Here is a 13,841-nt window from a genome sequence, read left to right as displayed (position 1 = left end):
CTGCCCGCAGCTAGGACGTGCCCCGTAAGGGGCGCGGGGAACTGCGCGACCAGCCCCCACCGGCCCGCGCCCGGACGTGTCGGCTCAACCCGCGGCGCACTCCGCGCAGTCCGCGCACGTCCCGAAGATCTCGACGGTGTGGGCGACGTTGACGTACCCGTGCTCGGCGGCGATGGCCTCGGCCCACTTCTCCACCGCCGGGCCCTCCACCTCCACCGCCTTGCCGCAGGCTCTGCAGACCAGGTGGTGGTGGTGCTCGCCGGTGGAGCAGCGGCGGTAGACCGACTCGCCCTCGGACGTGCGCAGGACGTCCACCTCGCCGGCGTCGGCGAGGTTCTGGAGCGTGCGGTAGACCGTGGTCAGGCCGACCGAGTCGCCCTTGTGCTTGAGCATGTCGTGCAGTTCCTGCGCACTGCGGAACTCCTCGACCTCGTCCAGGGCCGCCGCCACGGCTGCCCGCTGACGGGTCGAGCGGCCCTTCACGGGCTGTCCAGCGGTCGTCACCGGTTGCCTCCTCACGTCACTGCCTCTGCCGGGCCATTGTGCCAGCCCGGACCGAGGGCGTTCAGACGCCGACCTCGTCGGCGGCCCCCCGGCCGGCCGGAATCGCGCACTCCGCCGGATCCCCCGCGGGCCGTCGCGCGGCGGCCGCACGGGCGCGTCGGCGGGCCAGCGGCGCGGCCAGCACGCTCAGCACGACGAACGCCGCGATCGTCAGCAGGACGATCGTCGCGCCCGGCGGGACGTACTGGTAGTACGAGGTGATCGTGCCCCCGATGGTCACCGTCACACCGATCGCGACGGCGATCGCGAACGTGGCCGCGAAGCTGCGGCTCAGCTGCTGGGCGGCGGCGACGGGGACGACCATGAGCGCGGAGACCAGGAGCAGGCCCACCACGCGCATGGCGACCGTCACGGTGACCGCCGCGGTGATCGCCGTCAGCAGGTTCAGCGCCCGCACCGGCAGGCCCGTCACCCGCGCGAACTCCTCGTCCTGGCTGACCGCGAACAGCTGCCGGCGCAGACCGAGGGTGACCAGGAGCACGAAGGCGGCCAGCACGCAGATCGCGGTGACGTCCGACTCCGACACCGTCGACAGCGAGCCGAACAGGTACGACATCAGGTTGGCGTTGGAGCCGCCCGGCGCGAGGTTGATCAGCATCACCCCGCCGGCCATCCCGCCGTAGAAGAGCATCGCGAGGGCGATGTCGCCGCGGGTGCGGCCGTACCAGCGGATCAGCTCCATCACGATCGCGCCCAGGACGGAGACCGCCGTCGCCATCCAGACGGGGGAGGTCGAGAGCAGGAAGCCCAGCCCCACTCCCGTCATCGCGACGTGGCCGATGCCGTCGCCCATCAGGGCCTGGCGGCGCTGGACCAGGTAGATGCCGACGGCGGGGGCGGTGATGCCGACCAGGACGGCGGCGAGCAGGGCCCGCTGCATGAAGGCGTAGTTCAGGAAGTCCATCAGCTCAGCAGTCCCGTGCGCAGTGGTGTGTGCTCGTCGTGGGGGTGGACGTGGTCGTGGCCGGGCAGGGCGTGCTGGCCGAGGGCGCGCGGCGGCGGGCCGTCGTGCAGGACGCAGCCGTCCCGCAGGACGACCGCGCGGTCGATCAGCGGCTCCAGCGGGCCCAGTTCGTGCAGCACGAGGAGGACCGTGGTGCCCTGCGCGACCTGCTCGCGGAGCGTCCGCGCGAGGATCTCCTGGCTGGCCAGGTCGACGCCCGCCATCGGCTCGTCCATGATCAGCAGTTCGGGTTCGGCGACCAGCGCGCGGGCGATCAGCACCCGCTGGTGCTGGCCGCCGGAGAGCGCCTCGACGTTGTCCCTGGCCCGGTCCGCCATGCCGACCAGGCCGAGGGCGTGCCGTACGGCCGCGTGGTCGGCCCTGCGGAAGAGGCCGAAGCGGGTGCGGGAGAGGCGGCCGGCGGAGACGACCTCGGTGACGGTGGCGGGGACGCCGCCCGCGGCCGTGGTGCGCTGCGGGACGTAGCCGATCCGGGACCAGTCGCGGAAGGCCCGGCGCGGGGTGCCGAACAGGGATATCTCGCCGCCGCTCGCCGGCACCTGGCCGACGATCGTGCGGATCGCGGTCGACTTGCCGGAGCCGTTCGCGCCGAGCAGCGCGACGACCTCACCGCGGTGCACGGTGAGGTCGATGCCGCGCAGGACGGGGCGCGAGCCGAGCTCGGCGCTGACACCGCGCAGGGCTATGACGGGCTCGTCGCTCATCTCGTCGTCTCCTCCTGTCGCGTGGCGTGTCACGTGGCGGGTCACTTGGCGCCCAGGGCCTGCTGGAGGGCCTTGAGGTTGGCCTCCTGGACCGCGAAGTAGTCCCTGCCGCGGGACTTGGCGGTGATGCCCTCGATCGGGTCGAGGACGTCCGTCTTCAGCCCGGCGTCGGAGGCGATGGTCTTGGCGGTCTTGTCGCTGACGAGCGTCTCGTAGAACACGGTGGTGACGCCGTCGGCCTTGGCCATGGTCTCCAGGTCCTTCACGCGGGCGGCGCTCGGCTCGGACTCGGGGTCGAGGCCGTTGATGGCCTCCTCGGTCAGGCCGTAGCGCTCGGCGAGGTAGCCGAAGGCGGCGTGGGTGGTGATGAAGACCTTGGACTTCGTGTCCGCGAGGCCGTCCTTGAACCGGATGTTCAGCTCGTCCAGCCGCTTCACCAGGGCCGCGGTGTTCTTTTCGTAGTCGGCGGCATGGTCCGGGTCGGCCTTCTGGAAGGCCTTGCCGACGCCCTCGGCGACCTGGGCGTAGCGCACCGGGTCGAGCCAGATGTGCGGGTCGAGGCCGGACAGCTCCTCGTTCTCGGAGGTGTCGTGCGAGGCCGCGTGCCCGCCGACCTCGTTGCCGTGCTGCTCCAGCGTGGTCAGGGAGGCCGCGTCGATCTTCGTCCCGACCGACGACTGGGCGACCGCGTCGTCGACGGAGGGCTGGAGGTTCTTCAGGTACAGGACCGCGTCGGACTTCTCGATCCCGATGATCTGCTTGGGGCTGATCTCCAGGTCGTGCGGCTCCTGGCCGGGCTGGGTGAGACTGGTGACGTGGACGTGGCTGCCGCCGATCTGATCGGCGAGGTAGGCCATCGGGTAGAACGACGCGACGACGTCGAACTTTCCCGTCTGGGCCGCCGTGGCGTCGCCGCCGCAGGCGGTGAGGGTGGCCATGCCGAGCGCGGTGACGGTGGTCGCGGCGGCCGCGGGTATGAGGCCTCGTCGTACGTTCATGAGAGTCATTTTCAACAAATATGGAAACCGTTGTCAACAAACCTCTGGAGGGGAACCGATTTGGTTGAGGGGGAGGCCCCGCCGGTACCCTGAGGCATTCGCTCTGAAGCGTCTTTGCTTCGTCGCCCGTCGTCGTAATGAAGAGAGCACCGTGGCCGCCGACAAGATCGACACCATCGTCAGCCTGAGCAAGCGCCGTGGCTTCGTATTCCCGTGCAGTGAGATCTACGGCGGCCAGCGTGCCGCCTGGGACTACGGGCCGCTGGGTGTCGAGCTCAAGGAGAACCTGAAGCGCCAGTGGTGGCGCTACATGGTGACGTCCCGCGAGGACGTGGTCGGTCTCGACTCGTCCGTCATCCTGGCCCCCGAGGTCTGGGTGGCCTCCGGTCACGTCGCCACCTTCACGGACCCGCTGACCGAGTGCACCGCCTGTCACAAGCGGTTCCGCGCGGACCACCTGGAGGAGGCGTACGAGGCCAAGCACGGCCGTCTCCCGGAGAACGGCCTCGCGGACGTCAACTGCCCCAACTGCGGCAACAAGGGCCAGTTCACCGAGCCCAAGCAGTTCTCGGGTCTGCTCTCCACCCACCTCGGCCCGACCCAGGACAGCGGCTCCGTCGCCTACCTGCGGCCGGAGACCGCGCAGGGTATCTTCACCAACTTCGCCCAGGTACAGACCACTTCGCGCCGCAAGCCGCCGTTCGGCATCGCGCAGATGGGCAAGTCCTTCCGCAACGAGATCACGCCCGGCAACTTCATCTTCCGGACCCGCGAGTTCGAGCAGATGGAGATGGAGTTCTTCGTCAAGCCGGGCGAGGACGAGAAGTGGCAGGAGTACTGGATGGAGCAGCGCTGGAACTGGTACACCGGCCTGGGCCTGCGCGAGGAGAACATGCGGTGGTACGAGCACCCGAAGGAGAAGCTCTCCCACTACTCCAAGCGCACCGCTGACATCGAGTACCGCTTCCAGTTCGGCGGCAACGAGTGGGGCGAGCTGGAGGGTGTCGCCAACCGCACCGACTACGACCTGAACGCCCACAGCAAGGCCTCCGGCCAGGACCTCTCCTACTTCGACCAGGAGGCCGGGGAGCGCTGGACGCCGTACGTCATCGAGCCGGCGGCCGGTGTCGGCCGCGCGATGCTGGCCTTCCTCCTGGACGCCTACGTCGAGGACGAGGCGCCCAACGCCAAGGGCAAGCTGGAGAAGCGCACGGTGCTCCGCCTGGACCACCGCCTCGCCCCGGTCAAGGTCGCGGTCCTCCCGCTCTCCCGCAACCCCGAGCTCTCCCCGAAGGCCAAGGGCCTCGCCCAGGCGCTGCGGCAGAACTGGAACATCGAGTTCGACGACGCGGGTGCCATCGGCCGCCGCTACCGCCGCCAGGACGAGATCGGTACGCCGTACTGCGTGACCGTCGACTTCGACACCCTCGAGGACAACGCGGTCACGGTCCGCGAGCGCGACACCATGAAGCAGGAGCGCGTCTCCCTCGACCAGATCGAGGGCTACCTCGCCGGCCGCCTGCTGGGCTGCTAGGTCCGCGGCCCTTCCGCCTTCCCGCCCACCCTCCCACCCGACTCGGTCGGCTGGGAGGGTGGGCGTTTCGCGTACCGGGGCGGGCGGCCGACCTGAGGGGCGCTGGGGTCCCCCCGGCCGGTGTCCGGCACCGCCGGGATCCGCCGCTGTGGCTGATCGCCGTCGCGGCGGGAGGGGCGGGGCGCTCTGGTTCCCTACAGGTCCAGGTCCACGTAGAGCGCCGCGTGGTCCGACGCCTCCGTGAGCTTCGACGTCACCGTGTCGAAGGACTTGATGCCGTCCGCGAAGATGCCGCGGGTCTCCAGGCCCACGTGCTGCACCTCGTGCCACAGCGGCGGCGGGAGCAGCAGGTAGTCGATCTTGTCCCCGCGCCGGGTGCACTGTCCGTGGGTGCCGGGCTCCCCGTGGTAGCTGGGGTGGCTCATGACATCGCGCAGACCGGCGTCCAGCAGCTGCGCCACCGCTTCGCTGTCCGGGTCGTCGTTGAGGTCCCCGGCGACCATGACGTGCGGGGTGCGCTCCGCCGCCGCCCGGTAGAGCTCCGCCACCCGCTTCGCCTGGGCCAGCCGCAGCTCCGGGTCGTCCTGGAACTTGCTCTTGAGGTGGTTGCCGAGGATCACCAGCGGCGTTCCGTCGAGCTGTATCTCGAACTCGGGGCAGTCCCGGCTGAACAGCCGGTCGGCCGGGCGGGCCGGGTCGGTGTCGAAGAGGTGGGACCGGACGGACGTGATCGGGTGCCGGCTGAGGATCCCGACGTCGATGCCCCGGGGGTCGTTGCCGTCGATCAGCAGGTTGTACGGGTACGGCCGTCTGCCCAGCGCCTGCGCGAGGACGTCCGTGTCGAAGCGCTCCAGGGTGAGCCGGTCCTCGACCTCCACGGTCAGCAGGATGTCGGCGTCGACCTCCGCGACCACCCGGCCGGTGTTCCGCACCGTGCTCATGTCGAGGTCGTCCTGCCCCAGTTCGGCCCATCCGGTCCACGAGCCCCGGCCGGTGGCGGTGATGTCCTGGGGGGTCTTCACCGGCTTGGTCGTGTCGAAGAGCCCGGTCTTCTTCCCGGGGCGGGACTGGTTGATGACGATCGGCGGCGGGCCCTTCGGGTTCGGGTGTCGCGGGTCGTCGACCTCGTTCGCCCGGTACGTCCTGATGATCTGGACGATCTCCGTCTTGTCGGCGTCCGTGTATGTCGGCAGGTCGAGGATGGCGACCAACTTGGCGAAGTCGGCCAGGACTTGCTCCCGGTCGGCCGGATTCTCCAGGCGGAAGGCCGTGGGCCGGCGGAAGAGGTTCTCCATGTTGAACGTGGCGATGCGGATGCTCATGGCGGCCTCCTCGGCGGCGCGAGAGCACCGAGGGAAACGGCCGGTGGCAGGCGCCGCCGGTGACTGCTCGCCGGCAGTTCCATTCTCGGAGCCCGGGCGGTGTCTGTCGAACGGAGGCAGGCCGCCGGCCTGCGGCGTCCCGCCCCGGCCGCCCGGGGGCCGAACGGGCTCAACGCCCTTGGAGCGACTTCACGTTGTCGCCGAACGTCCAGTTCTTCGAGTCGAGCCGCTGCCCACCAGGCCGGTCTCGATGTCGATGCCGTCGAAGTTGTACTTCCTCAGTACGTTCTTGCGAGGAACCCCAAGATCTCAGCCCTGAGAGGAATCGCATCTTTGTGGTCGCGGCGCGGAGCGCCGCGGTATCGCTCGTGCGTGCCTGGCCGCGATGCGGCCGGGTGCCGTCGCCGGTGGCTGCACGCGCCGCCGGCATCACCCGGTCGGATGACGTGTGGGGAACATGCGGCGGGCGGTCGTACGCGTGTATAGGTTGAGTGATCGCGAAACATGTGGTGGCCGAGGCAGAACGCACCGGTCGCGGGATCGCTCTGGAAGATCTCACAGGCATCCGCGAACGGGTACGGCTTCGCAAGCCCCAACGGGCCGCCCACTCCAGCTGGTCGCTCGCCCGACTGGGGGCGTTCATCGCGTACAAGGCCCGCCGGGCAGGGGTGCCGGTGGTTTACGTCGATCCGGCGTACACCTCTCGCACCTGTGCCGAGTGCGGCCACATCGACAAGGAAAGCCGGGTCTCGCAGGCCTGGTTCGTGTGCCGCAACTGCGGATTCGTTGATCACGCAGACCGGAACGGCTCCCGCGACATCCGCGCCCGTGCGGGGGAGTTGTGGCGATGCGGGGCCCAGTCAACGGCCCCTGCTCCATCCTCGCGCGAGCGGGGCGGAGCTGGACGCAAACGCAGCGCCACAGCCAGTGGCGCGCGTTGTGCTGGCCCGTCGCTCTGGCGACGGGTAGTTGACGATCGGGGCGATCGTCGCGACGAACTTGTCCGCGCCTCCGGGGGTGTCGCCACCTTTGCGCCCGTGTCCATACCGTCCTCCCGGAGAGCCGTTCCGTCGGAACGGATCAGAGGGAAGGCCGCGTCGACCACGATGTGGCTGTGCGCGGCGATCCGGGAGTCGGTGATCGGGGTCCAGCCGAACGGCGGTTGCACGCCGTTGGCCGAGCCGACCCAGCATGCGGGGCCTCCCGGTGGGGTCGGGGCGCGGCGCGCGGATGTCGTAGACATGACAGTGTTCGCGGTCCAGACCTTCCGTCAATAGGTCTGGACCATTTCGCAAGGAAGGGTGACAGCTATGGAATGACAGATATTGAAATATGTCAGCTGTCATGCCAGAGTGGAGCCATGACGACGCACACCCGCTCCCTCGGTTCCACCGGCCCCCGGGTCTCCGCCCTCGGCCTCGGCTGCATGGGCATGTCCGCGCTGTACGGCGAGGCCGATCGCGCCGAGTCGGTCGCCACGATCCACGCCGCCCTCGACGCCGGCGTGACCCTGCTCGACACCGGCGACTTCTACGCCATGGGCCACAACGAGATGCTGATCGGCGAGGCCCTGCGCACCGCCCCCGCCGGACTCCGCGAAAAGGCGCTGACCAGCGTCAAGTTCGGCGCCCTGCGCGACCCGGACGGCGGCTGGAACGCCTACGACGGCCGCCCGGCCGCCGTGAAGAACTTCGCCGCCTACTCCCTCCAGCGCCTCGGCGTCGACCACATCGACGTCTACCGGATCGCCCGCGTCGACCCGGACGTGCCGATCGAGGAGACGGTCGGCGCTATCGCCGAACTCGTCGAGAAGGGGCACGTCCGGCACATCGGCCTCAGCGAGGCGAGCGCGGCCAACATCCGGCGGGCCGCCGCCACCGCCCCCATCGCCGACCTCCAGATCGAGTACGCGATCATCACCCGCGACATCGAGCGGGAGATCCTGCCGACCACCCGTGAGCTGGGCATCGGCATCACCGCGTACGGCGTGCTCTCCCGGGGCCTGATCTCCGGCCACTTCACCCGCGACCGGCAGTTCGGCGCGGGCGACTTCCGGGCCTTCTCGCCGCGCTTCCAGGGCGACAACCTCCGGCACAACCTCGACCTCGTCGAGGCGCTGCGCAAGATCGCCGAGGAGAAGGGCGTCACCGTCGCCCAGATCGCCATCGCGTGGGTGCTCTCCCGGGGCGACGACATCGTGCCGCTCGTCGGCGCCCGCACCCGCGAGCGGCTCGCCGAGTCCCTGGGCGCGCTGGACGTCACCCTGGACGCGGCCGACCTGGCGGCGATCGAGGAGGCCGTACCGGCGGACGCGGCGGCGGGCACCCGCTACCCGGCCGCGCAGATGAGCCATCTCGGCACCGAGCACTGACCGCGGCGGCAGGTACCGTCTAGGCCATGGCAGCGACGTCCCCGACCCCGGCACCGGCCCCGACTCCGGCCCCGACCCCGACCCCGGTCCTGACCGCCGAGCGCATCCTCGAGGCGACCGAGGAGGTGCTGCGCCGGCACGGCCCGGCCAAGGCCACCGTGGTGGACGTGGCCCGCGCGCTCGGCGTCAGCCACGGCAGTGTCTACCGGCACTTCCGGACCAAGGCGGCGCTGCGCGAAGCGGTGACGAAGCGGTGGCTGGACCGCACCTCGGCTGAGCTGTCCGGCATCGCGGCCGGCGACCGGGAGCCGGCGGTCCGGCTGGGCGACTGGCTGCGGGCCCTGTTCGACGCGAAGCGCCGCAAGGCGGGCGCCGACCCGGAGCTGTTCGCCACCTACATGGTGCTGGTCGACGAGAACGGCCCGGCGGTCACCGAGCACATCGCCGACCTGACCGGCCAGCTGACCGCGATCATCGCGGACGGGGCCGGGACCGGTGTCTTCACCGTGCCCGACCCCGCCGCCGCGGCCCGGACCGTCTTCCAGGCCACCGGCCGCTTCCACGACCCGGGCTACGCGCGGGAGTGGGTGCGGCCGGAGGCCGAGGCGGACTTCGGGTCGCTGGTGGAGCTGCTGCTGCGCGGCCTCAGCTCACGTTGACCGTCACGGTCGGGGAGTAGACCTTCTTGCCGACCGCCGCGACCCGCAGGTGCTCGGTGCCCGGGTTGTTGAGCTTCCCGGTCAGCGAGTAGGAGCTGCCGTTCCTGACCTTCGCGTTCGCCTTGAGCGGGATCCACTTGCCGTCCTTCTGGTGCTGGAGCACCAGCGGCCAGCCGACCTTCAGGCCGGAGGTGCGGCCGGTGAAGGTCACCGGGTCACCGGGCTTGACCGAGGTCTTGTCCGCCTTGACCGAGATCGAGGCCGCGGTGGTCGGGCTCGGCTTCGGCTCCGGCTTGGAGCTCATGTGCGGCATGCCGGTCATGGTGGGCGACGGGGTCGGCTTGGCCCCGGAGGCGAAGGCCCCGGCGGAACCGGCCGACAGCAGGGCCACGGAGAGCGCACCGGCGGCGAGGGCCCGGGAGATCTGGCGCTGGGTGGTGTGCATGGAAGTACTCCTGTCGAGGGACGGGGGGACCTCTCAAGGCTTGGCCGGGTCGCGCCGGGCGGCGACCCGAGCGGCCCCGGAAGCGGTCCGCACCGCCCTTTGATTCGGTAAAGACCGCAGGTGGCGACGGGTGCTCTGACCTCGCGATTCCCACCCGGAGCCTCACTCGAACGGCGTAACGCGCGGACTAGGCGGTGACCCGCCAGAAGTCCCGCATCAACGAGGTCGACGCCGGACCCGTCATGGCCGTCTGTGTCAACAGGACCGTGACCGTGCCGGTGGCCGGGACGACGTGCGCGGTGGTGCCGGTGCCGCCGACCCAGCCGTACCGGCCGGGCACCGACCAGGGGTCCGTGGGGGCGACGTCGACCGAGCCTCCGTACCCCCAGCCCTGGCCCTCCAGGAAGAGCGCGGCGTGCTCGCGCTGGGCCGCCGTCAGGTGGTTGGTGGTCATCCGGCTGACCGAGGTGGCGGTCAGCAGACGGCGGCCGTCCGGGGCTGCGCCCGCGTTCAGCAGCATGCGGCCGAACGCCAGCCAGTCGTCGGCCGTGGAGACGAGCCCGCCGCCGCCCGACGGGAAACGCGGCAGGCTGCTGTACGCGCCGTCCGGGGTGTCCGTCAGCCGCAGGGTGCCGTCCGCGGCGGGGGCGTAGGACGAGGTGAAGCGGTGCCGTTTCGGCGCGGGCACCTCGAACGCCGTGTCCCGCATGCCCAGCGGCTCGAAGATCCGCTCCGCCAGGAAATCGGGCAGGGTACCCCCCGACACCCGGGCGACCAGGATGCCCTGGAGGGCGGACGAGGTGCCGTACAGCCAGGCCTCGCCCGGCTGGTGCAGCATCGGCACCCGGGCGAGCAGGCCCAGCCAGGTGTCCGGGTCCGGCCAGTCCCGGAAGGGCAGGCCGTGGTCCTGGACCGCGGTCAGGGCCCGCACGGCGGGCAGCGAGAAGTCGGCGGCGAGGCCCCAGCCGGCGCGGAAGCTCAGCAGGTCCTCGACGGTGACCGGGCGGTCCGCGGGCACCACGTCGTCGACGGGACCCGTGGGCGTGCGGACCACCGTCGGCTTCGCCAGCTCCGGCAGCCAGTCGGCCACCGGGTCGCCGAGCCCGATCCGGCCCTCGTCCACCAGCATCAGCACCGCGGCGGCGGTGACCGGCTTGGTGACCGACGCGATGCGGAAGACCGAGTCCCGGGCCATCGGCGCGGACCCCTCGACGTCGGTGTGCCCGACGGCCACCACCTCGACGTCGCCGCCGCGGGCCACGAGGCCCACGGCTCCGGGGACGGTCCCGGCCTCGACGTGGTGGCGCAGGGTGGCGTGCAGCGGGGAGAGGGTCATCGGTCGTCCTTCCGGTGGGCGCGGTGTCGGCTGGTACGACTTCCGGGCACGCGGAAAGTCATCGTGCGGTCCGAATCGCCCGCCCGCGGAAGGTCATCGCGCGGGGCCGAATCGCCCGCCCGCGGAAGGTCATCGCGAGGGCTGGGTGCCCGCCGGGTCCACGGTGGCCTGGTGGGCCTCGGCCAGGTGCTCCTGCGCCTTCAGCCAGGGCAGGAACTGCGCGCCCTTCTTCCAGCCGCAGGTGTCGCATTTGATCGTGCGCTGCACCCCCGTGCGCTGCACCCGGACCACGTGTTCCCGGCCGTGCTGGTCCCAGCGGCTGACCTTGCTCTCGTCGATCTGCGACATTGACGCCTCCGGAGTCTGTGCCCGGTCTGCTGTCCGGCACGTGTCGACGGCGGGCCGACGGCAAGGAGTGTGCAGCAAGACCAACATCAACGGGGATTTCTTCACCGGGTTTTGTCGAGGACGTCCCCGGAGTTCACACAGCGGACGAGGCACCGCCGCGGGGGACCAGGCCGAGGTCAGGAGGGGCCCGGGAGTGGCATCCGAAACGTCCCGGTCCCAACCTCCGGATCAAGAACCGGACTTGGTCTACCGACGGAAACCCTGGACAGGGAATTGACCCTGGCTCAAGATGAAAGCGACCTTGTGAAGCGGCCACCGGCACGGAGAGGCGATGCTGCCGGATCCTCAACGTTTCCTGGCCGTTGCCGGCCGCCGGATCGCGCGCGCCGAGGGCGCGGCCCAGGCCGTCCGCGAGCTGTACCGGGTGACGGTCCCGGACCTGGCGGACGGGCTGTTCGTGTACCTCGGCGAACACCCGCCGGACGGTTCGGAGCCGCAGCGCCTGGAGTTGGACGCAGTGCCGGCCGAACTCGGCGGCGCCATGGGCGGATCGCCCCCGCCGTCGAGACCGGTGGCGCCCGACGGCGCGCTCGCCGCGCTGCTGCGCTGCGGCAGGGCACGTGGCCGCGGCCCGGACGACGTGGACGAGGCACTCCGCGAACTCCTGGGCACGGCAACCCGGCTGCCCCAGGGGAACCGGGTCCTGCTCGCCCCGCTGCGCGCCCCCGACGCCGTCGTGGGCGTGGCGGTGTTCCTGCGGCGCCCGGACCGGGAGGACTTCGTGGACGACGACATCGCCCTGGCCGACGCGCTCTCCGCGCAGACCGCGCTCGGCGTCCGCGAGGACGCCCTCGCCGCCGCGCCGCCCGCCGCGCCGAAGGCCCCGGACGAGGACCGCCTGCGCTACGTCGGCGCCGCCACCCGGCGGATCGCCCGCGGCTTCGACACCGACGAGATCGTGCTCGGCCTGTGCCGGGCCGCCGTACCGACGTACTCCGACGCGGCCCTCGTCTACCTGCGCGACCCGCTGCCCGTCGGCGACGAACGCCCCAACGGCCCGGCCGTGCTGCGGCTGCGCCGCACCGACCGGCTCAAGGGCCCCGGCGCCGAGGATCTGGTCTGGCCCGCGGAGACGGTGAACGACGAGCAGGACGACCTGGACGCCTCCGACTGGAGCGAGGTGGTGCCCGGCGGCGCCCTCGCCGAGGTGCTGCGCGGGGTCCGGCCGGTGTTCGCCGACACCCCGCCGACCCGCGCCGCGCTGGGCGAACTCGTCGGCGCCGACAGCGCGCTGAACGACTGGATCGGCTCGCACGCGATCCTCGCCCCGCTGCGCGGCAGACGCCGGGTCACCGGTGCCGTCGTCTTCCTGCGCCGCCCCGAGCGCCCGGCGTTCGAGCCCGCCGACCTGCTGGTCGCCGCCCAACTGGCCACCCACACCGCGCTCGGCGTCGACAAGGCCGTCCTGTACAGCAGGGAGGCGTTCATCGCCGACCGGCTGCAGCGCGCCATGCTCCCGCAGACGCTGCCCCGGCCCACCGGCGTCCGGCTCGCCTCCCGCTACCTGCCGGCCGCCGAGACGGCACGGGTCGGCGGCGACTGGTACGACGCGATCCCGCTGCCCGGCAGCCGGGTGGCGCTGGTCGTCGGCGACGTCATGGGCCATTCCATGACCTCGGCGGCCGTCATGGGCCAGTTGCGGACGACCGCGCTGACCCTGGCCGGCCTCGACCTGCCCCCGCAGGAGGTCCTGCACCACCTCGACGAACAGGCCCAGCGGCTCGGCACCGACCGCATGGCCACCTGCCTGTACGTCGTCTACGACCCCGTCTCGCACCGCATCACCGTCGCCAACGCCGGCCACCCGCCGCCCATCCTGCTGCACCCGGGCGGCAAGACGGAGGTCCTCACGGTGCCGCCGGGCGCCCCGATCGGCGTCGGCGGCATCGACTTCGAGGCGGTCGAGCTGGACGCCCCCACCGGGGCCACCCTGCTCCTCTACACCGACGGCCTGGTGGAGTCCCGGCTGCGCGACGTGTGGACCGGCATCGAGCAGCTGCGCGAACGGATCGCCGCCACCGCCCAGTTGACCGGCCCCGACCGGCCGCCGCCCCTCGAGGCGCTGTGCGACGAGGTGCTCGACATGCTCGGCCCGGGCGACCGGGACGACGACATCGCGCTGCTCGCCGCCCGCTTCGACGGCATCGCGCCGAGCGACGTGGCGTACTGGACCCTGGAACCGGAGGTCGGCGCGCCCGGCCGGGCCCGCCGGCTCACCCGGCAGGCCCTGGCCGGCTGGGGCCTAGAGGACCTCACCGACACCGCCGAGCTGCTGGTCAGCGAGATCGTCACCAACGCGGTGCGGCACGCCTCCCGGCCGATCAGCCTTCGGCTGCTGCGGACCGACGTGCTGCGGTGCGAGGTCGGCGACGACGTGCCGCAGTTGCCGCGGCTGCGGCAGGCCAAGGCGACGGACGAGCACGGGCGGGGGCTGTACCTGGTGCACCGGCTGGCCCGGCGGTGGGGGACGACGCGGTTGGGTACCGGCAAGATCGTGTGGTTCGAACTCGGCGGGCCCGCCGGCTGAGTGCGCCGC

Annotated in this window: 12 protein-coding genes and 2 pseudogenes; 5 read left to right on the top strand and 9 right to left on the bottom strand. The window is 71.6% G+C overall.

The annotated features are described in order from the left end of the window. Positions 1 to 84 precede the first annotated feature (84 nt). From ACGF5O_RS04615 to ACGF5O_RS04600, 4 genes are all read right to left on the bottom strand, one after another. On the bottom strand, positions 85 to 504 hold the full coding sequence (locus tag ACGF5O_RS04615; protein WP_393808464.1) for a Fur family transcriptional regulator: 420 nt from the start codon (positions 502 to 504) through the stop codon (positions 85 to 87). A gap of 61 nt (positions 505 to 565) precedes the next feature. After that, entirely contained in the window at positions 566 to 1,468 is a 903-nt protein-coding gene (locus tag ACGF5O_RS04610) for a metal ABC transporter permease (RefSeq protein ID WP_393808463.1), read from the bottom strand. Then, complete coding sequence (locus ACGF5O_RS04605; protein ID WP_393808462.1) at positions 1,468 to 2,232, bottom strand: metal ABC transporter ATP-binding protein; 765 nt, start codon at positions 2,230 to 2,232, stop codon at positions 1,468 to 1,470. The genes ACGF5O_RS04610 and ACGF5O_RS04605 overlap by 1 nt, the downstream gene beginning before the upstream one ends. Before the next feature lie 41 nt (positions 2,233 to 2,273). After that, positions 2,274 to 3,230 carry a metal ABC transporter substrate-binding protein gene (locus ACGF5O_RS04600; RefSeq protein ID WP_393808461.1) on the bottom strand — a complete coding sequence of 319 codons (957 nt, stop codon included), beginning with the start codon at positions 3,228 to 3,230 and terminating at the stop codon, positions 2,274 to 2,276. Between the two features lie 151 nt (positions 3,231 to 3,381). Here ACGF5O_RS04600 and ACGF5O_RS04595 point away from each other — a divergent pair, with 151 nt between their 5' ends. Then, the gene (locus tag ACGF5O_RS04595) at positions 3,382 to 4,764 is read left to right on the top strand and encodes a glycine--tRNA ligase (protein ID WP_393808460.1); all 1,383 of its coding nucleotides are present in this window, start codon (positions 3,382 to 3,384) and stop codon (positions 4,762 to 4,764) included. 194 nt (positions 4,765 to 4,958) lie between these two features. Here ACGF5O_RS04595 and ACGF5O_RS04590 read toward each other — a convergent pair whose 3' ends face one another. Then, positions 4,959 to 6,086, bottom strand: coding sequence for an endonuclease/exonuclease/phosphatase family protein (locus ACGF5O_RS04590; protein WP_393808459.1), 1,128 nt, complete (start codon positions 6,084 to 6,086; stop codon positions 4,959 to 4,961). 494 nt (positions 6,087 to 6,580) lie between these two features. Here ACGF5O_RS04590 and ACGF5O_RS04585 point away from each other — a divergent pair. Beyond that, a pseudogene (locus ACGF5O_RS04585) lies at positions 6,581 to 7,039 on the top strand (RNA-guided endonuclease InsQ/TnpB family protein); the annotation flags it as partial. Between the two features lie 56 nt (positions 7,040 to 7,095). On the opposite strand, the pseudogene ACGF5O_RS04580 reads toward ACGF5O_RS04585, so the two are convergent. Next, positions 7,096 to 7,275, bottom strand: a pseudogene (locus ACGF5O_RS04580) (chitinase); the annotation flags it as partial. A gap of 171 nt (positions 7,276 to 7,446) precedes the next feature. Between ACGF5O_RS04580 and ACGF5O_RS04575 the strand changes: the two are divergent. Together ACGF5O_RS04575 and ACGF5O_RS04570 are read left to right on the top strand one after the other, a co-directional pair. Further along, positions 7,447 to 8,457: an aldo/keto reductase gene (locus ACGF5O_RS04575; protein ID WP_393808458.1), complete on the top strand. Its 1,011-nt coding sequence runs from the start codon at positions 7,447 to 7,449 to the stop codon at positions 8,455 to 8,457. A 26-nt stretch (positions 8,458 to 8,483) separates the two neighbouring features. Further along, positions 8,484 to 9,116 carry a TetR family transcriptional regulator gene (locus ACGF5O_RS04570; protein WP_393808457.1) on the top strand — a complete coding sequence of 211 codons (633 nt, stop codon included), beginning with the start codon at positions 8,484 to 8,486 and terminating at the stop codon, positions 9,114 to 9,116. Here ACGF5O_RS04570 and ACGF5O_RS04565 read toward each other — a convergent pair. The 3 genes from ACGF5O_RS04565 to ACGF5O_RS04555 form a co-directional block, all read right to left on the bottom strand. Then, complete coding sequence (locus ACGF5O_RS04565; protein WP_393808456.1) at positions 9,103 to 9,561, bottom strand: hypothetical protein; 459 nt, start codon at positions 9,559 to 9,561, stop codon at positions 9,103 to 9,105. The genes ACGF5O_RS04570 and ACGF5O_RS04565 overlap by 14 nt on opposite strands. A gap of 187 nt (positions 9,562 to 9,748) precedes the next feature. Further along, a complete protein-coding gene (locus tag ACGF5O_RS04560) occupies positions 9,749 to 10,897 on the bottom strand; it encodes a serine hydrolase domain-containing protein (protein ID WP_393808455.1) in 1,149 nt (382 codons plus the stop codon). A gap of 129 nt (positions 10,898 to 11,026) precedes the next feature. Next, on the bottom strand, positions 11,027 to 11,245 hold the full coding sequence (locus ACGF5O_RS04555; protein ID WP_393808454.1) for a hypothetical protein: 219 nt from the start codon (positions 11,243 to 11,245) through the stop codon (positions 11,027 to 11,029). Between the two features lie 331 nt (positions 11,246 to 11,576). Here ACGF5O_RS04555 and ACGF5O_RS04550 point away from each other — a divergent pair, with 331 nt between their 5' ends. Next, complete coding sequence (locus tag ACGF5O_RS04550; RefSeq protein WP_393808453.1) at positions 11,577 to 13,832, top strand: SpoIIE family protein phosphatase; 2,256 nt, start codon at positions 11,577 to 11,579, stop codon at positions 13,830 to 13,832. Positions 13,833 to 13,841: the final 9 nt, after the last annotated feature.

The sequence above is a fragment of the Streptomyces sp. NPDC048291 genome, assembly GCF_043201715.1.
Classification (GTDB): domain Bacteria; phylum Actinomycetota; class Actinomycetes; order Streptomycetales; family Streptomycetaceae; genus Streptomyces.
The sequence above is the reverse complement of the archived record's forward strand: the minus strand, read 5'-3'. Positions and strand labels throughout refer to the sequence as shown.